The 18,459-nt window shown below is 69.1% G+C and carries 12 protein-coding genes and 1 tRNA gene; 7 read left to right on the top strand and 6 right to left on the bottom strand.

What is annotated here, in order from left to right:
- Nucleotides 1-26 precede the first annotated feature (26 nt).
- Nucleotides 27-1,286, top strand: coding sequence for an MFS transporter (locus tag J3P36_RS06315; RefSeq protein ID WP_307806969.1), 1,260 nt, complete (start codon nucleotides 27-29; stop codon nucleotides 1,284-1,286).
- A 418-nt stretch (nucleotides 1,287-1,704) separates the two neighbouring features.
- A complete protein-coding gene (locus tag J3P36_RS06320; RefSeq protein ID WP_210506350.1) occupies nucleotides 1,705-3,351 on the top strand; it encodes a xylulokinase in 1,647 nt (548 codons plus the stop codon).
- 62 nt (nucleotides 3,352-3,413) lie between these two features.
- Here the strand turns inward: J3P36_RS06320 and J3P36_RS06325 are convergent, their stop codons facing one another.
- Together J3P36_RS06325 and J3P36_RS06330 are read right to left on the bottom strand one after the other, a co-directional pair.
- Entirely contained in the window at nucleotides 3,414-6,266 is a 2,853-nt protein-coding gene (locus J3P36_RS06325) for an FAD-binding and (Fe-S)-binding domain-containing protein (RefSeq protein ID WP_210506351.1), read from the bottom strand.
- An 87-nt stretch (nucleotides 6,267-6,353) separates the two neighbouring features.
- Nucleotides 6,354-7,370, bottom strand: coding sequence for an NAD(P)-dependent oxidoreductase (locus J3P36_RS06330; RefSeq protein ID WP_210506352.1), 1,017 nt, complete (start codon nucleotides 7,368-7,370; stop codon nucleotides 6,354-6,356).
- Nucleotides 7,371-7,468: 98 nt separating this feature from the next.
- Here J3P36_RS06330 and J3P36_RS06335 point away from each other — a divergent pair, with 98 nt between their 5' ends.
- From J3P36_RS06335 to J3P36_RS06355, 5 genes are all read left to right on the top strand, one after another.
- Nucleotides 7,469-8,428 (top strand): sugar-binding transcriptional regulator, encoded by a 960-nt coding sequence (locus J3P36_RS06335; RefSeq protein WP_210506353.1) that lies wholly within the window; start codon nucleotides 7,469-7,471, stop codon nucleotides 8,426-8,428.
- Nucleotides 8,429-8,568: 140 nt separating this feature from the next.
- Entirely contained in the window at nucleotides 8,569-10,125 is a 1,557-nt protein-coding gene (locus J3P36_RS06340; protein ID WP_210506354.1) for a sugar ABC transporter ATP-binding protein, read from the top strand.
- Complete coding sequence (locus J3P36_RS06345) at nucleotides 10,122-11,171, top strand: ABC transporter permease (RefSeq protein WP_210506355.1); 1,050 nt, start codon at nucleotides 10,122-10,124, stop codon at nucleotides 11,169-11,171. Before J3P36_RS06340 ends, J3P36_RS06345 begins: the two co-directional genes overlap by 4 nt.
- Complete coding sequence (locus J3P36_RS06350; RefSeq protein ID WP_210506356.1) at nucleotides 11,168-12,172, top strand: ABC transporter permease; 1,005 nt, start codon at nucleotides 11,168-11,170, stop codon at nucleotides 12,170-12,172. Before J3P36_RS06345 ends, J3P36_RS06350 begins: the two co-directional genes overlap by 4 nt.
- A 71-nt stretch (nucleotides 12,173-12,243) precedes the next feature.
- Nucleotides 12,244-13,299 carry an autoinducer 2 ABC transporter substrate-binding protein gene (locus J3P36_RS06355; RefSeq protein ID WP_210506357.1) on the top strand — a complete coding sequence of 352 codons (1,056 nt, stop codon included), beginning with the start codon at nucleotides 12,244-12,246 and terminating at the stop codon, nucleotides 13,297-13,299.
- A gap of 106 nt (nucleotides 13,300-13,405) precedes the next feature.
- Here the strand turns inward: J3P36_RS06355 and J3P36_RS06360 are convergent, their stop codons facing one another.
- The 4 genes from J3P36_RS06360 to J3P36_RS06375 form a co-directional block, all read right to left on the bottom strand.
- Entirely contained in the window at nucleotides 13,406-14,815 is a 1,410-nt protein-coding gene (locus J3P36_RS06360) for a rhamnulokinase family protein (RefSeq protein ID WP_210506358.1), read from the bottom strand.
- A 6-nt stretch (nucleotides 14,816-14,821) separates the two neighbouring features.
- Nucleotides 14,822-16,891 (bottom strand): bifunctional aldolase/short-chain dehydrogenase, encoded by a 2,070-nt coding sequence (locus J3P36_RS06365; RefSeq protein ID WP_210506359.1) that lies wholly within the window; start codon nucleotides 16,889-16,891, stop codon nucleotides 14,822-14,824.
- A 55-nt stretch (nucleotides 16,892-16,946) separates the two neighbouring features.
- Nucleotides 16,947-17,837: a sugar phosphate isomerase/epimerase gene (locus tag J3P36_RS06370; protein WP_210506360.1), complete on the bottom strand. Its 891-nt coding sequence runs from the start codon at nucleotides 17,835-17,837 to the stop codon at nucleotides 16,947-16,949.
- Between the two features lie 509 nt (nucleotides 17,838-18,346).
- Nucleotides 18,347-18,418: transfer RNA gene (locus J3P36_RS06375), tRNA-Gln, on the bottom strand.
- Between the last annotated feature and the right edge of the window lie 41 nt (nucleotides 18,419-18,459).

The raw sequence follows: 18,459 nt of genomic DNA on the forward strand, positions 1-18,459 counted from the left end.
GTTCACGGAACTGTACGTTCGTACGTGTGACTTCCCCCGGCACCCGCATCCTCCGGCGACGCCTCGCGATCTTCGCGTTCATGCTCGTCTTCGGCATCGGGATGGCCTCGTGGGTGGTCCGCACCCCGGCCGTGCGCGACCTGCTGGAGGCGTCGACGGCCGAGATGGGCCTCGTCCTGCTCGGGCTGTCGGTGGGGTCCATGACGGGCGTGCTGTCGTCGGCCGCCGTGGTCCGCCGCCGCGGCGTCCGCTTCACGGTGACGGTCGGCGGCTCCGCCTTCGTGTCCGGGGTCGCGATGGTTGGCTTCTCGGCTGAGCTGTCCAGCGCGGTCGGGGTCTTCCTCGGCCTCGCCCTGGTCGGGCTCGGCATCGGCGTCTCCGAGATCGCGCTCAACGTCGAAGGGGCGGCCCTCGAGGAGATCTCGGGCAGAGCGGAGCTGCCGGCTCTGCACGGCTGCTTCAGCCTCGGCACGGTTCTCGGCTCCGTCGCGGGCATCGCCCTCACCGCCATCGATTTCCCGGTCGTCTGGCAGCTCGCGGCCGTCGCCGCCCTCGCCGCCGCCCTCCTGATCGCGGCGATCCGGTTCGTTCCCGCCGACACGGGCCGAGTGGCGCGACCGGCGGCGAGCGACTCCGCGTCGTCCCGACCGCGGCCATGGCACTCCGTCTGGCGCCAGCCGCGCGTCATCATGCTGGGCCTCATCGTCCTGGCCCTCGCCCTGGCCGAGGGCTCGGCCATGGACTGGCTCCCCCTGCTGATGGTCGACGACTACGGCTCATCGGCGACCCTCGGCACCGTCGTCTTCACCGGGTTCGCGGCGGCGATGACGGTCGGACGGTTCCTCGGCGGGCCGCTGATCGCATGGTTCGGGAAGGCCGCGGTCCTGCGCGTCAGCACGCTGGTCTCGGCTGCGGGGATCGCGATCGTCGTCTTCGCCGACAACCTGATCGTCGCCGGCTGCGCCGTCGTCCTCTGGGGCCTCGGCGCCGCCCTGGGGTTCCCGGTCACGCTGTCCGCCGCCGCGGACAGCGACGACCCCACGTCCTCCGTCGCGGCGGTCGCCACTGCGGGCTACGTCGCCTTCCTCGTCGGACCGCCCCTGCTCGGCTTCCTCGGCGAGCACTTCACCCTGCGCGGGGCGATGGTCGCCGTCCTCGTCCTCGTCGCCGCGGCGACGCTGCTGACGTCGGCCGCGAAGCCGCGCGCTCGATCCAAAGAGGCGGTGAGCACGTCCGGTGCGCTGTCGGACGGCGCCGCCCCGCTGAGTGCGCGGCACCCGGGCTGAGGCGATCGCCGAGGGTCATCGACGGCCTGTCTGCGCTCTGGCGGAGCGAGGCGGGAGAGAGCGCCTACAGCGGAAACAGAAAAGGCCCGGATGACCGGGCCTTCTTTAAGCGAGCACCTGCTGGCGCACCACGCCACCCAAGTCGCCAACGCCTCATCACGGTGGCTCCATCCCGCCACTCCCTCCATCTCGCACCACCGCCCCTCCCTCCCCCGCCACACCCGAGGGATTTGGCGGAGCCGGACGGAGACGGGGCTGATTGCAGCCCCTGCCACCGCCGGGGCTGCAGAAACTGCCGTGCCCCGCATCTCCTGTCGATAGCATTCGAGCGGACCCGGCGAGGGCATTCGATCCGACACCTCGACGCGTCAGGACGCAGGCCCCGCGGCTGCGCAGTTGTTCCAAACCGGAGGACCCGATGACGAGTTCCGACACCGCCCACGCCGCTGCCGAGCGGGAGCACGCCGAGCGTGAGCGTGAGCGTGAGCGTGAGGCGATCATCGCTGGCCGCGCGTACCTGGGGATCGAACTCGGGTCGACTCGCATCAAGGCATGTCTGATCACGGGTGAGTCCGCGCAGGTGCTGGCGGTCGGCAGTCACGAATGGGAGAACCGGTTCGTCGGCCGCATCTGGACCTACACGCTCGAGGACGTGTGGTCCGGCCTCCAGGCGGCATATGCGGACCTGGCGCGGGACGCTGAGCAGCGGCATGGTGTGCGTCCCGAGACTTTCGCCGCGATCGGGGTGTCGGCGATGATGCACGGCTACCTCGCCCTGGACGGGGACGGAGAGCTGCTCGTTCCCTTTCGCACGTGGCGCAACACGACCACGGGACCGGCCGCGGCGGAGTTGACCGAGCGCCTCGGCGTCAACATCCCGTTGCGCTGGTCCGTCGCTCACCTCTACCAGGCGATCCTCGATGAGGAGCCCCATGTGCCCCGGGTGCGCCACATCACCTCGCTCGCCGGGTACGTGCACTGGAAGCTGACCGGTCGGAGCGTGCTCGGTGTCGGGGACGCCTCGGGCGTGTTCCCGATCGACCCCGTCACCAAGGACTACGACAGCACGCTGCTGGGTCGGTTCGACGAGCTGGCCGGTGAGCGGGTTCCGGGGATGAAGCTGCGCGAGCTGCTGCCGGATGTGCTCGTCGCGGGCAGCGCGGCCGGTGAGCTGAGCCCGACGGGCGCGGCCCTCCTCGACCCGACCGGCGGGCTCAGATCCGGAGCGGCTCTGTGCCCTCCGGAAGGCGATGCCGGCACGGGGATGGTGGCCACCTGTGCGGTGGCACCTCGCACCGGAAACGTGAGCGCGGGCACGAGCATCTTCGCGATGACCGTGCTCGAGAGCCCGTTGACACGGGTGCACCCCGAGCTCGACGTCATCACCACGCCGGTCGGCGACCCCGTCGCCCTCGTCCACTGCAACAACGGCGCGAGCGAGCTCGCCGCCTGGGCCGGGATGTTCTCGCGATTCGCGGACGCCATGGGTCAGCCCGCGGACACCGACGCCGTGTACGAGGCTCTGTTCACGGAGGCTCTGGCCGGGGAGGCCGACGCGGGCGGCCTGCTGGCGTACAACTACCTCGCCGGTGAGCCGATCGTGGGGCTGCAGGAAGGACGGCCGCTGTTCGTCCGCACGCCGGACAGCCGGTTCAGCCTCGCGAACGTGATGCGCGCTCAGCTCTACGGCGTCTTCGGCACCCTCATCATCGGCATGCGCGTCCTCGCCGACGAGGGCGTCGCCCTCGACCGGATGTTCGCGCACGGCGGCATGTTCCGCACAGCAGGGGTGGCGCAGCGCTTCCTGGCCGGTGCGCTCGACGCCCCCGTCACGGTGGGCCGGTCGGCGTCGGAGGGCGGCGCGTGGGGCATCGCGGTGCTCGCCTCGTACCTGGATGCGGCGCCAGGTCTGGAGCTGGACGCCTACCTGCGGGAGCGGATCTTCCGGGACGCCGAGTTCGACACCGTGGAGCCGGACCCTGACGACGCGGCGGGCTTCGCCGCGTTCCTCCACCGCTACCGTGCCGGCATCGAGGTTGAGCGCGCGGCCGCCCAGGCCCTCTGACCGACTCCCCTCAGAGTAGGTGCGCCGCCGGGTGGAGCCCACCGCGGAGAGGCGACGACGCCTCAGATCGAGGTGACGTCGTCGAGGACCTCCAGCACGTGCCGGTACGGCTGCCCGGTCGCGCGAGTCATGCCGAGCTCGCACGTGCGATTGAGCGACGCGTACGCCGAGGCTCCGACCTCATCGAGCTCCCGCGACTCCGGTGCGGTTGCGGACGCGGTCAGCTCCGGATGCAGCATCCCCCGATCTCCCGCGAAGGCGCAGCACCCCCAATCGTCCGGCACGATCACCTCGTCGGCCGCTGCAGCGGCGACCCGCGAGAGCGCGGGGTTCACCCCCAGCCTCGTCGACGAGCACGTGGGGTGCAGGGCGAGCGAGCGCACCTTCTCCCCGGCGGGCAGCCGCGGCAGGACCATCTCGTCCACGAACGCGACGGCGTCGATCACGCGTATCGCCGGCTCCCCTGCCGCCTTCAGCAGGATGTGCAGGCCTTCCGTGCACGACGAGGCGTCGGAGACCACAGGGAGAGCGCCATCGAGCGTCGCGCGCCGCAGGGAGGCGACCACGCGCCCCTTCATCTCGGCGTACCCCTCGGTGAGACCCTTCGACTTCCAGGGCGTACCGCAGCACAGCGAGGGGATGTCGTCAGGCGTCGCCAGCTCGACGCCCGCGCGTTCGCACAGGCGGAGGAATGACTCGCTCACTCCAGCGCCGCTCTCGGGTCCGAACATGGTCGTGGTGCAGCTCGAGAAGTAGACGGCCTCCGGCGCCTGTGCGTCCAGCCGCTTCCTCCGCTGCCCGCCGCCGGGCAGCGTGCCCGAATACTGGGGAACCGTCTCGTCACCGAGCAGGGCCCGGCCGATCGTCGTCGCGAACGCGGGCAACGCACCCGGCACGCTCTTCGCCACGCTGAGAGCGATGCCACCGATCCGGCTCGTGGCGTCCCAGTGCTTCGCGACCGTCTTCCATCCCGCCTGCTCCGCCCTGCTGGTGTCGTCGGCTCTGAGCCTGCGGACGAGATCGCCGGTGTTGATCAGCACCGGGCACGCGGTCTGGCACATCCCGTCGACTGCGCACGTCTCGACGGCGTCGTACTCGTACTGCTGCTGCAGCTCGCGAAGCAGCACGACATCGCCCGCAGCCCTCGCGCGCGCGATCTCCCGACGCAGCACGATCCGCTCCCGGGGCGTCGTGGTCAAGTCACGGCTGGGGCATACCGGTTCGCAGTAGCCGCACTCGACGCAGCGGTCGACCTCCTCCTCCACGGTGGGGGTCGTCTTCAGGTCACTGACGTGCGCGTCCGGATCCTCGTTGAGCAGAACCCCCGGACTGAGGAGGCCGCCCGGATCCACGAGCGCCTTGACCTCCCGCATCACCGCGTACAGCTCGTCGCCATACTGCCGCCTCACGAACGGGGCCATGATCCGGCCTGTGCCGTGCTCGGCTTTGAGAGTGCCACCGTGGGCGAGCACCAAGGCGACCATGTCTTCCGTGAACGCTTCGTACCGGGCCAGCTCGTCAGGCCGGTCGAAGCGCTCGTTGAGCATGAAATGGATGTTGCCGTCCTTCGCGTGCCCGAAGATCACGCTCTCCTCGTACCCGTGCAGCTCGAACAGGCGGATCAGCTGCGAGCAGGTGTCGTAGAGACGCTCCACCGGCACCGCGATGTCCTCGAGCAGCGCCGTCGTGCCTGACGGCCGGTTCCCGGCGACGGCGGTGTAGAGCCCTTTCCGGATGTGCCACAGCTGCGCGCGCCGCACGGGATCGGTGCTCAGATCCGCCGGGCCGATGAGCCCGAGACCGGCGAACAGTTCGAGGGCCCGCTCCGCCTTCGCGCGGAGGGCCTCCTGCGAGTCCTCCTGGAACTCGACGAGCAGCGCTGCGTGATCCTCGACGGACAGCCCCCGCAGCTCCTCGGTGGCGTCGGGGTCCCTCTGAGCGACGCGGAGGCTCGCCGCGTCGAGCAGTTCGATCGTCGCGAACCCGGCGGCGACGAGCGAGGGCAGCGCCTTGGTCGCCGCGGCGAGGTCGGGGAAGAACAGGAGGCCCGTCGCCACCGCGGACCTGACCGGCACCGTCCGGAAGGTCGCCTCGGCGACGAACGCGAGTGTGCCCTCACTGCCGACGACCAGGTGCTCGAGGATCCGGACTGGAGGGTCGTGATCGAGGAAGGAGTTGAGCCCGTACCCCATCGTGTTCTTGATCGAGTAGAGCCGCCGTATCGTTGCCACGGAAACCGGGTCCGCTCGAACCCGATCGCGGAGGCGCTCCAGCCCTGCGTACAGGTCGGGCTCCGCAGCCTGGAGGCGCTGGTCCGCGTCTATGGCACCCGTGTCCAGCAGGGTGCCGCTCGGCAGCACGAGCACCGCGGACTCCAGCGTCCGGTAGGTGTTGGCCGTGATCCCACACGCCATGCCGCTCGAGTTGTTGGCGATCACCCCGCCGATCGTGCAGGCGATCTCGCTCGCCGGGTCGGGGCCGAGCTTCCGCCCATAACGCGCCAATCGCGCGTTGACCGAGCGGACAGTGGCTCCGGGCCCCGTTCTGACCCGCTCTCCGCTGTCCAGCACCTCGATTCGGCGGAAGTTGCGGCGCGTGTCGATCAGCACGCCCGCGGTACCCGCCTGACCGCTGAGGCTGGTCCCACCTGAGCGGAAGGTGACCGGCACCCTCTCGCGCGCGGCGACGGCGAGAACCGCGGCCACCTCGCCTGCTCCGTTGGGTGCCACGACCGCCAACGGGGTGAGCAGGTAGTGGGAGGCGTCGTGTGCGGACGACAGTCGATCCGAGGCACGAGCGGCGACCGTGCCACACGCCTCGGCGAGCGCCGCGACGAGTTCGGGCGGAACCGGAGCGAGGGTGGTGGCAGAGTCACCGTGAGCACGGCTCCCCTCCCCCGGACTCGCGATCCTCATCCTCCGCTTTTCGCGCAGCCGCTGCAGTGTCGCGCTACGACGCTTCTCGTGATCCATCGGTGCACTCCCTCGTGGTGATCCGCGCGTTCAGGCGACTCGGCGCTGGAGCACTCCGCCGGACGCGAAGCTCTCGATGTCCTGCATCAGCATTCGCAGACCGCGTTCCTGCACCTGCTCCGTCGCTCCGCCGATGTGCGGTGTCAGGATGACGTTCGGCAGCTGCACCAGCTGCGGCCAGACTCCGTCCGGCTCGCAGACGTCCAGCACCGCTCCGCCCAGCTGACCGGACCACAGAGCATCGAGCAGGGCCGATTCGTCGAGCAGGCTCTCGCGGGCCGTGTTCACGAGGATGGCACCCCGCTTCATGCGGGCGATCCTTCCCGTGTCGACGAGGTGCCGGTTCTCGGCCGTCGCCTTGGCGTGGAGACTGACCACGTCGCTGGTGCTGATCAGCTCATCGAGGTCGACCATGGCGATACCCGGGGGCACCGACGTCACATAGGGGTCGTACCCCTGCACGCTCATGCCGAAGGCGGTGGCGAGTGCGCTGACCTTGCGTCCGATGGCTCCCACGCCGATCAGTCCGAGCACTGCCGAGCGCGGCTCCCTGCCCATCCACATGCCGCCGGAGAACGTCGAATCGAGATGCGTCTCGCCGGCGAGAGCACGCTCGCGCAGCCATGACGATGCCTCGTTCTGCCGACGCATCAGCTGATTGACGCCGCTGAGGGTGAGGTCGGCGACGGAGTCGGCGTTCTTCGCCGGGGTGTTGATGACCGCGACCCCGCGCTCGCGTGCCGCGGCCAGGTCGACATTGATCGGATTGCCGCGAGCGCACGCGATGAGCCGGATCTGCGGGCGCGCGTCGAGGAGCTCCGCGGTGACAGGAGCGGCGTGCACGAGGAGCACTGTCTCGTCGTCCATCGCCGCGGCGATCGCCATCGGATCCCCTTGGTACTCCGCAAGGCCGGGCAGCGTCGGGCGAACGGAGCCGTCGATGTCCTCGTACCGGAGACGGAATCCCGCTCCCCACCCGTCGAGCGTGCGGCGCATCTGGTCGGCGGACAGATAGCTGTCTCCCATGACGAGAATCGAAGTGGTCACGCGGCTTTCCCTTCTGCGGTGCGAACGTGGTAGGTATTCGGTGAACATTTGTGCGAGCATCCGTGCATCCGGCGGCCGCCCTTCTTTCTGGAGATCCGATGTCCCACGCCCTGCCCTACGGCCGCGATGACGAGTTCGATAGAGAGCGCCTCGTGCGCGTGGCGTGGTACTACTACCGGGACGACATGACCCAGGCGCAGATCGCGCAGAAGATGGGAGTATCGCGGCCCACCGTGGCACGTCTGCTCGACCGGGCTCGAACGAGCGGCGTCGTCACGATCGACATCCAGACGAACGGCCTCGGCGGCATGGAGCTCCCGCGGATCCTGCGGGAGAAGTACGGTCTTCGAGACGTCGCAGTCGTTCCGCAGATCGACGAGTCGGTGTCCGGAGAGACAACCAATGCGCGGGTCGCGCTCGAGGGCGCGCAGTACCTGCGGCGCTACCTCTCCCCCGGCGCCGTCATCGGAGTCGGCTGGGGCGACACGGTGCTTCGCACGCTGCTGAGCCTCCGCCGAGCTGAGCTGGCGGGGGTCACCTTCGCAACTCTCACCGGGGGCATCGACGCGTACACCACCGCCATCCGGGGGGCGGCGAACAATGGGATCGCCGAGTTCATCCGGTTCATCCCCGCTCCTCTCCTTGCCTCCAGCCCGGAAATCGCCGAGGCGCTGGGGCAGGAGCGCCTCGTCACAGAGGTGATCGACCTCGCTCGTGGCGCAAGTGCGACGTTGATCGGGATCGGCGGAGCGGTGGCACAGGCCACGATCCTCCAGAACGGTCTCGTCAGCGAGGGACAGCTCGAGCAGTACCGCCGCCAGGGCGCGATCGGCGACATCCTCGCGCAGTGGTACGACGCGGACGGGGAGGTCCTCGACATGGGCATCGAGCGCTCGCGCGTCGGGATCCGGATCGAGGAGCTGCGCGAGATGCCGAACGTGATCGCCGTCGCCGGCGGGATGGACAAGCTGGCGGCGATCCGGGGCGCGCTGAACGGGCGCTTCGCCAGCGTCTTGATCACGACCGAGGACGTAGCGAGAGCTCTCGCTGTGGAGTGACGCCAAGGACACCTGCGTCCCTTTCCGTGAACATTTGATCACGCCGTGAACAGATGTTGATCACGGCTTGTCAGGATGTTAGCGTGGCCGAGGTCGTCGGGGACCGGGTTTCGTTCCCGCGGGAGAGGCACGAAGCGCCGGTGAGCGAACAGACGGTATCCATCCCGGAGACAAGATCTCCGGTGATCCCGCGCCTGCAGATCCAAGGGGTCTCGAAGAGCTTCGAGGCGGTGCATGCTCTGCGCGGCATCGACTTCTCGATCGCCCCGGGTGAGATCCACGCCATGGTCGGCGAGAACGGCGCGGGCAAGTCCACTCTGGTCGGCATCATCACCGGCCTTCTGACGCCGAACACGGGACAGCTACTTCTCGACGGGGAGCCCGTCTCCTTCAGCAGTCCGCTGCAGGCCCGGCACCACGGCATCGCCGCCGTCTACCAGGACCCCAATCTCTTCCCGCACCTCTCCATCGCCGAGAACATCTTCACCGGGCAGTACCCCACGCGCGCCGGCGCCCTCGACTCGGCGACGATGCGGCGTCGGGCGCAGGAGCTCCTCGCCCGCCTGGGCTTCGAGCTCGACGTCGACGCGCTGGTGGCCGGCCTCACGGTCGCCGAAGCTCAGTACGTCGAGATCGCCCGAGCCATGTCATCGGACCTGCGGCTGCTCATCCTGGACGAACCCACCAGTGCCCTGACTCCGGGCGAGGCCGCGAAGCTGTACGACCTCGTGGCGCGGCTGAAGAGCCAGGGCACGAGCGTGCTCTGGATCTCGCACCGGATGGAGGAGATCCGGCGGCTCGCGGACACCATCACGGTCCTCCGCGATGGGACACACGTGCGGACGGCGCCCGTCGACGAGCTGGACGACGCCACCATGATCAAGCTGATGGTGGGGCGATCTGTCGCGCTCGAGGCCGTCGCCCGCGACCGTCCCCTCGGCCCAGCTCGGCTCTCCGTCTCGAACCTCAGCCTTCCCGGCGTCTTCGACGGCATCTCCTTCAACGTGCACGAGGGGGAGATCGTCGGCGTTGCGGGACTCGTCGGATCCGGCCGCTCCGAAGTGGCGCAGGCGATCTTCGGCCTGTCCCCTCGGATGACGGGGACGGTGCTGGTCGACGGCAAGCCCGTCCGTCCCCGGTCACCCGGACAGATGAGCGAGCTGGGTCTCGTCTACCTTCCGGAGGACCGCGACGCCGAAGGCGTCATCTCGTCGATGACGATCACGGACAACATCGCCCTGCCGAGCCTGCCTCGGCTGAGCCGCTTCGGCTTCATGTCCGGCCGGAAGGAGCGGGAGGCGGCGTCGGAGCAGCAGAGCGCGCTCAGCATCAAGGGACGCCTCAAGTCCTTCGTCAGCGAGCTGTCGGGGGGCAACCGCCAGAAGGTGGCCCTCGCGCGGCTGCTCGCCACCGGTCCGAAGGTGCTGCTGCTGGACGAGCCCACGCACGGCATCGACGTGGGCACGAAGGCTCAGGTGCACGACATCATGCGGAAGCTGGCGCGGGAGGAGCGCCTCGCCATCCTCATGATCTCGTCCGACCTGCCCGAGGTCCTCGCGGTCAGCGACCGCGTGCTCGTGGTGTCCCGAGGACGACTCGTGGACGACATCCCCATCGAGGACGCGAGCCAGGAGAGCATCCTCGCGGCGGCCACCCGCACCGGCGCCGGCGGGGCGAACAAGGAGGACAGCAAGTGACCAAGACCGACGCGCCGCCCATGACCCCCGGCGTGACCTCCCGACGAGGCTTCGCGTCGAGTGGCGCGGCCGCCCTCCGGGTGCGGTTCCTCGGCGTCGTCGTGTTCCTGGTCCTGCTGATCCTCGTCTTCAGTCTCCTCGCACCCCGTTTCTTCACGCTCGACAACGGACGCAGCGTCCTCTTCACGGCCGCGATTCTGGCCATCGCGGCGGCCGGACAGACCCTGGTGGTGCTCACGGGCAACCTCGACCTCTCGGTCGGCTCCATCATGGGGGTGTCCGCATACGTCGTGTTCGACATCGCGGGAGGGGCACCCGCGCTGCAGCCCCTCGTCGTCGTCCTCGCGATCGCGATCGGGGCGGTGCTCGGGTTCATCAACGGCTTCCTGGTCGCCGTGCTCGAGATCCCCTCGATCGTTGCGACGCTTGGAACGCTCTCGATCTACCGCGGTTTCGTATCGGTGTACGCGAATGCCCAGGAGGTCACCGTGGGCGAGCTGCCCCGGTTCATGCGCGACCTCGCGACCGCCATCTGGCTCGGCGTCCCCGCCTACGTGTGGCTCGCGCTCGTCGTCGTGATCCTCGTGGCGCTCGCCCTGCGCTTCCTTCCCTGGGGCCGCAAGATCTACGCCTACGGCTCCAATCCGAAGGCGGCCCGCTTCTTCGGCCTCAACAATGCGGCCATCGTCCTCGGCGCCTATGTCGGCGCCGGCATCATCGCCGCGCTCGCCGGCCTGCTCCTCGGCGCCCAGGTGGGGAACATCAACTCCCTGCTCGCGAGCGGCATCGAGCTGCAGGTGCTCGCCGCGGTTGTCATCGGCGGGGTCAGCATCTGGGGCGGCTCGGGAAGCGTCTACGGGGCGGCGATCGGCGCCATCGTGCTGGCCACGATCAACAACGGGCTGGTCCTCCTCCAGGTCCAGGAGTTCTACCGGCTCCTCATCCAGGGGGCGGCGATCATCGCGGCCGTCGCCGTCGACGCGGTCGTGCAACGACGGGTCCTCGGTGCGACATCGCGCCGGCGAGTCATGGAGGTGACCGCGTGAAGCAGTTCATCCGCTCCTACGCCTGGGAGGGCACGCTCGTCGTCCTCATCGTCCTGGCCGCGATCTGGTCGAGCACGCTGTCTCCCTACTTCCTGAACTCGGTCAACCTGCTCAACTCGGCGGCGTTCTTCGTCATCTTCGCACTGATGGCCTTCGGGCTCTTTCCGATCGTGGTCCAGGGCGAGATCGACATCTCGCTCGCGTCGACGCTCGCGGTCGGAGCCGTGCTCCTCGCGAACCTCTCGGTCGCCGGGATCCCGCTCGTGGCGGGCCTGCTCATCACGCTCCTCGTGTGCGCCCTTCTCGGGGCCATCAACGGGATCCTCGTCGCCGTCGCCGGCCTCCCCTCGCTCGCGGTGACGCTGGGGACATTGGGGGCGTACCGCGGAATCGCCTACATCCTGGCCGGCGATGCCGGAATCACAGGGCTGACTCCGGAGTACACGCAACTGGGCTCCACGTGGGTCGGAGCCGTTCCGGCGACGGTCGTCCTCGCCCTCGTGGTCGCGGCGGGCTTCGGGGTGCTGATGGGCTTCACCCGCTTCGGCCGAGCGAGCTATGCGATCGGGAACAGCGCGAAGGCGTCCCGCATGGGCGGCATCGCCGTGATCCGCAACCGGGTGATCGCCTACGCACTCGCCGGAGCGATGTCGGGTCTCGCCGGCCTCGTCTGGGTGAGCCAGTACCAGTCGGCGCGCGGAGACAACGCCGACGGCAGCATCCTGTTCGTCATAACGGCGGTGGTGCTCGGCGGCGTCTCGATCAAGGGCGGAAGCGGCCGCGCGCTGGGCGTGCTGCTGAGCCTCGTCCTGCTGGGCACGCTGCAGACCGGCATGAAGCTCGCAAATGTCCCAGGGACCAGTCAGACCCTCGTGGTGGGTCTGCTCCTCGTGGCGAGCATCGGCCTCCCCCGTGCCTACCAGCTGATCCGCGCGCGGATCGCTGCACACCGACCTGCACACGCGAGAACCGCAGCACTGGAGGACGCCACACCGGCATGAATCCCGTCTCTCGCACCCGTAGGGCCCCACGGGCGACGGTCGCCCGCATCCACCGATCCGAAAGGAAGAGCATGTCCTCCATCACTCGACGAGGAAGTCGAATCTGGAAGGGAGCCGCGGCGCTCGTCGCCGGGGCACTCCTTCTCACCGCCTGCTCCAGCACGCCTCCCAGCGCGGGCGGGGACGACGCCGCCGCCGGTGGCGAAGACGTGAAGATCTTCATGGCACCCAAGTTCACCGGCCTCGCCTACTTCGAGGTGGCGCGGGAGGGCGGCGAGCAGGCGGGAGAGGACCTCGGCTTCACCTTCGACTACATCGGCTCCGACAAGCCGGACGCCACGGAGCAGATCGCGACTCTCACGAACGCGATCCCGCAGGCACCCAGCGCGCTCGTTGTCAGCGCCATCGACGGTGACGCCGTCGCGCCGGCTCTCAAGCAGGCGCGCCAGCAGGGCATCAAGGTCGTCACGTACGACGCGGACGCGGCAGTCGATGCCCGTGACCTGTTCGTCAATCAGCTGAGCTACGAGCTCGCGGCACAGACGATGCTCGACGCCGCGCTGCTCAACTCCCCCGAGGGCGGGCAGGTGGCATTCATCTCGGCGTCACCCAGCGCTCCGAATCACACCGCGCACGTCCAGATCATGAAGGAGCTCATCGATACCGACCCGAAGTACTCCTCGTTCAGCTACATCGACACCGTCCAGTTCGCCGGTGACGACGCGCAGAAGAGCCAGGACATCGCGCTCAACCTGATCCAGGCGAACCCCGACCTGAAGGTGATCATCTCCTCGTCCGCTGTCTCGGCGCCGGCCGCGCAGCAGGCCATCATCAACGCCGGCCTGCAGGGCAAGGTGTTCGCGACCGGCTTCGCCCTGCCCAGCTCGGTGAAGGACTTCATCGAGTCCGGCGCATCCGCGGCGTTCGCTCTGTGGGACCCGGCCGAGCTCGGCTATGTCGCGTCCGTGGCGGCCTACCAGCTGGCCACCGGCGAGATCAAGGGCGAGGAAGGCGAGACGATCGACGCCGGCGACGCCGGCACCTACACGATCGGTAAGGACGGGGAGATCCTCTACGACAAGCCGCTCATGTTCACCGCGGAGAACATCGGCGACTACGACTTCTAGTCCGATCGCACACAAGAAGAAGGGGGGAGCCGGCGGAGCCGGCTCCCCCCTTCTTGCGTGCCCCGACAGGGCGTCGGACGACGGACTGTCGGCAGCTCGGGTGGCCTCAGCGCGGGAAGTAGCGCCGGAGACTCTGCGTGCGGCCCACCAGGTCCCGCAGATCGGCGAGCGCGCCGGACAGCTCCCCCGCTGCTCGCGCCTGTACGAGGACGTTGCCGATCGACGTCGCCTCGACAGGCCCCGCCACCACCGGCAGCCCGGTTCGATCGGCGACTGACTGACAGAGCAGGGGAATCTGAGCGCCGCCGCCGACGATGTGCACCGAGTCGACCGCGAACCCGCTCAGCCTGGAGGCGGTCGCGACCGCGCGGGCATACGCGTGGGCCAGACTGACGAGGATGCTGCGGACGGTCGCCACCTCTCCACTGGGCGGGGCGATTCCGTGCTCGACGCACCAGTCGGCAATCCTGCGCGGCATGTCGCCCGGCGGCAGGAACCGGGGGTCCTCGGAGTCGAACACCACCGGCTCCCCATCCGCCGCCTCCGCCGCCGCGGCCAGTGCCGCCAAGTCGACGGAACGGCCGTTCCGCTCCCACCGGCGCTTCGTCTCATTGAGGAGCCACAGCCCGTTGACGTTGCGCAGGAACCGGACGGTGCCGTCGACGCCGAGCTCGTTCGTGAAGTTCTCCTCGCGGACCGCCGGCGTCCGCACCGGACCGACGAGCTCGAGCCCGACGAGCGCCCACGTTCCGCTCGAGATGTAGGCGAAGCGGGACCCGGTCGCAGGGACGGCAGCGACGGCTGAGGCGGTGTCATGAGAGGCCACGGCTCGGATCCGGACGGGACCGATTCCGTAGGCCTCCCGCACGTCGGGCGCGATCTCGCCGATGAGAGTCCCCGGCTCGGTGAGACCAGGCTCGAAGGCGAAGGGGATGTCGAGCCGCCGGAAGAGGTCCGCGCTCCAGCCGCCGGTGCCGATGTCGACGAGTCCCGTCGTCGACGCGTTGGTGCGCTCCGCGCCCCTCACTCCCGTCAGCTCGAAGGCGAGAAGGTCGGGGATCATCAGCACGCTGTCACCCTCCCGGAGCCAGCCCGTCCTGGCGTCGTCGAAGAGCTGATACAGGGTGTTGAACGGCAGATGCTGAAGGCCGTTGATCGCGAAGAGTTCATCGGCCGTCACCCGGTCCTGCGCAGCCGCGACGGCACGGGCATTCCGCTCGTCGCGGTAGTGCCTCGGCATCCCGAGCAGGCGACCCTGCCGGACGATGCCGTAGTCCACCGCCCAGGAGTCGATGCCCGCGCTGGCGAGCGGCCCCGGAAGTGCCGCGGCGGCGATGCCCTCGCCGACGTTGCGGGCGAGCTCGCCGAAGCTCCAATGGAGACCCTCGACCGTGCGGACAGGCAGGTTCGGGAACCGGACGACCGTCTCGAGACGAAGGACATCCCTGCTCACGGTCCCGCGGACAACCCGGCCGCTACTGGCGCCGAGGTCGACTGCGGCGACCGAGATCGTCATCGCCGACTACCGGAGGAAGGCCGCGGCGACACCCGAGTCGACGGGCACGTGCAGGCCCGTGGTCTGACCGAGATCGGCGCTCGCGAGCACGGCTACGGCTGCGGCGACGTCCTCGGGGATCACCTCTTTGCCGAGGAGGGTGCGCTTCGCGTAGTAGGCCCCCAGCTCCGACTCGGGGACGCCGTAGACCGCGGCCCGGCTCGCTCCCCATCCGCCCGAGAAGATCCCGGAGCCTCGCACGACCCCGTCCGGGTTGATGCCGTTCACGCGGATGCGGTGGGCGCCGAGCTCGGCGGCGAGCAGCCGGACCTGGTGCGCCTGGTCGGCCTTGGCGGCCGAGTAGGCGACGTTGTTGGGCCCCGGGAAGATCGAGTTCTTGGAGGAGATGTAGATGATGTCCCCGCCCATCCTCTGAGGGATCATCACGCGGGCGGCCTCGCGGGAGACGAGGAAGGAGCCGAGCGCCATGACGTCGTGCAGCAGGTTCCAGTCGTCGACGGTCGTGTCGGTGAGCGACTTCGCGACGGTGAGCCCGGCGTTGTTCACCACGAGGTCGACGCCGCCGAAGGCGAGCACCGCCTCCTGGAGGAGCTCACGCACCGCCTCCTCGTCGCGCACATCGGCCGGCAACGCGACCGCGACGTCGGTGGCGCGGAGGACACCGGCCGCTTCCGCGATCTCGTCGGCGACGGCGCGAGCGTTGTCGAGATTGACGTCGGCGAGCACGACGCAGGCGCCCTCCGCGGCGAGACGCTGGGCGATCGCCTTGCCGATGCCGCTCCCGGCCCCGGTCACGAGCGCGATCCGAGTGGCGTGGCGCTTCGGCTTCGGCATGCGCTGCAGCTTCGCTTCCTCCAGGGCCCAGTACTCGATCCGGAACTTCTCAGCCTCCGGGATAGGCGCGTACGACGAGAGCGCTTCGGCGCCGCGCATGGCGTTGATCGCGTTGACGAAGTACTCGCCCGCGACACGGGCCGTGAGCTTGTCGCGCCCGAAGCTGAACATGCCGATCCCCGGCACCAGCACGATCGCCGGGTCGGCGCCGCGCATAGGGGGCGAGTCGGGCGCCGCGTTCCGCTCGTAGTAGGCCCGATACTCCTCGCGGTACTGCTCGTGGAGCTCTGCGAGCCGGGCCAGGACGTCCTCGAGGGCGGCGTCCGGGCGGAGGTCGAGCGCCAGCGGCTTGACCTTCGTCCGGAGAAAGTGGTCGGGGCAGCTCGTGCCGAGATCGGCGAGCCGCTGGTACTGGGCGCGAGCCATGAAGTCCAGCACGCGCTCGTCGTCGATGTAGTGGCCGACAGTCGGCGAGTCCGTCGACGCCATACCGCGCAGCGTAGGCAGCAGCTCGGCAGCCCGCCGCCGGCGCTCCGGTGCGTCGAGCGGCCTCATGCCGTCGACGAGCGGGCCGAACGGCTCCGCCTCCCCCTGCTCGGCGATGTACCGCTCGGCGGTCTCGATGATCTCCCGCGAGCGTGCTTCGCACTCCTCGCTCGTGTCGCCCCACGCGGTGATGCCATGTCCGCCGAGGATGCAGCCGATCGCCTGCGGGTTCTTCGCTTTGATCTCCGCGATGTCGAGACCCAGCTGGAAGCCGGGCCGACGCCACGGCACCCAGACAACCCGGTCACCGAAGACGGCGCGGGTCAGCTCGGGGCCGTCGGCCGCGGTCGCGATCGCGATCCCCGAGTCTGGGTGGAGATGATCGACGTGCGCCGCGTCAACGAGGACGTGCATCGACGTGTCGATCGAGGGGGCGGCGCCTCCCTTGCCGTGGAGGCAGTACTCGAAGGCTGAGACCATCTCGTCCTCGTGCTCCGGTCCGCGGTACACGTCGCGCAGCCCGAGGACGCGGTCTCGACGCAGCACGGCGAGTCCCCCGCGGCTCAGCGTCGCAAGGTCGCCTCCGGATCCCTTGACCCAGACGAGGTCGATCGGTTTGCCGCTCGCAGGGTCGAGGTCCGTCCCCTTGGCGGAGGTGTTGCCGCCGCCGTAGTTCGTGAACCGCGGGTCGGCGCCGAGCGTCCGGCTGCGCTGGACGAGTTCATCGGCGGGCGTGGTGGACGTGGTGGCAGGCATGCGGAGGCACCTCGGATCGGGGAGGGAAGCGGAGATCGGGGAAGGAGGGGAAGGATCAGTGGTGGCGCTGCGAGGCCACCGCACGCAGCTGCGCGTCGATGAAGGAGCGGGCCTGGGTGGCGAGGTCCATGCTGTCGTCCCAGAGATCGCGCCAGATCGCGAGCGTGTGGGAGAGCTCCGGCATGACGACCTTGGACGAGAAGCTTTCGAAGGTGATCGGTCCCGAGTAGTCGATGGCTCCGAGCCCGCGGAAGAGCCCTGCGAAGTCCACGCTCCCACTGCCCAGATAGCCGCGGTGGCTCTCGCCGATGTGGACGTAGCCCAGGAGGTCGCCGCACTCGAGGACGGCGGCGTAGTTGTCGACCTCCTCGATGTTCATGTGGTAGGTGTCCAAGTGGATGACGAGGTTCGGCCGGTCCACCTCGCGCACGTACTCGACGGCCTGCCGAGCCGTGTTGAGGAGATTCGACTCGTACCGGTTGACGATCTCGAGCCCGATCGTGATGCCGGAGTCTGCGGCGGCGTCGCAGAAGCGGCGCACCGCGCCGATCGAGTTCGCCCTTCCCCGCTCCGTCACCGGCTGCGCGTACTTACTCAAAGCGCCGAACAGCACCCCGCCGAGGTAGACGAGTCCGACCTTCTCGGCGACATGGAGCGCATCCGCCAGGACCGCCTCGCCGGCCTTCACCCGCTCCTCGTCCTCGCTGCTCACGTCCGTGTCGAGAGAGAGACCGAGCGAAGCGCTGGCCTGCACCTCGTACTCGTCGAGCAGACGGCGCGTCAAGGCGGCGTCGACCCCACGCGGGTTCATGAAGAGGATCTCGATGAGGTCGTAGCCGGCGCGCTTGGTCGACTCGATGGAGTAGCGGGCCTCCTCCGGCGACCATCCGCCGGCCCAGACGAGACCGTGTGCGCCGATGAGGTTCGTGTAGGCCGTCTCCGACATGGGTTGAGCGCCACCTTTCCGCGTCGTCGATGACGCTTGCCGTTTCCTCGATCGAGGCTAGGGGTCCTGCGGGCCGCTGTCAAACATATGCTCAACACGTGAACATCTGTTCATTGCTCGATCTGCCTAACCCAAGTCGAAGCCTGCGTGCGTCCGAGGTGAGTCGCAGCAATGGGTCGATGCGCTGGCATCCTCAAGTGAGGCGACCACACCCGCGACGTGCGCGCAGAAACAGGTCTAGCCGACCGGCCGGAGGATGCCGCCCGCTTGCAGTCGACATTCCGGCGGCGTATGCCGGGCGCTGCCCCTGTTCACGCGCAGAAGCTGCTCGCTGCGCATCGCAGGAAGCGTCCATGGCGTCAGCCGGCATGGGATGCCCTGAGCTTGGAGATCGAGACACCGACCGCGCACGCAGAGTGCACGGGTGCATCTGGTCCCCCACCCTCAGACGGGCGCTAGCAGACTCAGGCGAGGAAGGACGCTGACGCGGAATCCTGCGGAAAACAGTGCTGGGGTACCTGGACTCGAACCAAGAACAACTGAACCAGAATCAGCCGTGTTGCCAATTACACCATACCCCAACGGGGGCGCCGCGAAGCGGACTCCCGGGCGGTCCCGGGCG

The organism is Naasia sp. SYSU D00057 (assembly GCF_017916505.1).
Classification (GTDB): domain Bacteria; phylum Actinomycetota; class Actinomycetes; order Actinomycetales; family Microbacteriaceae; genus Naasia.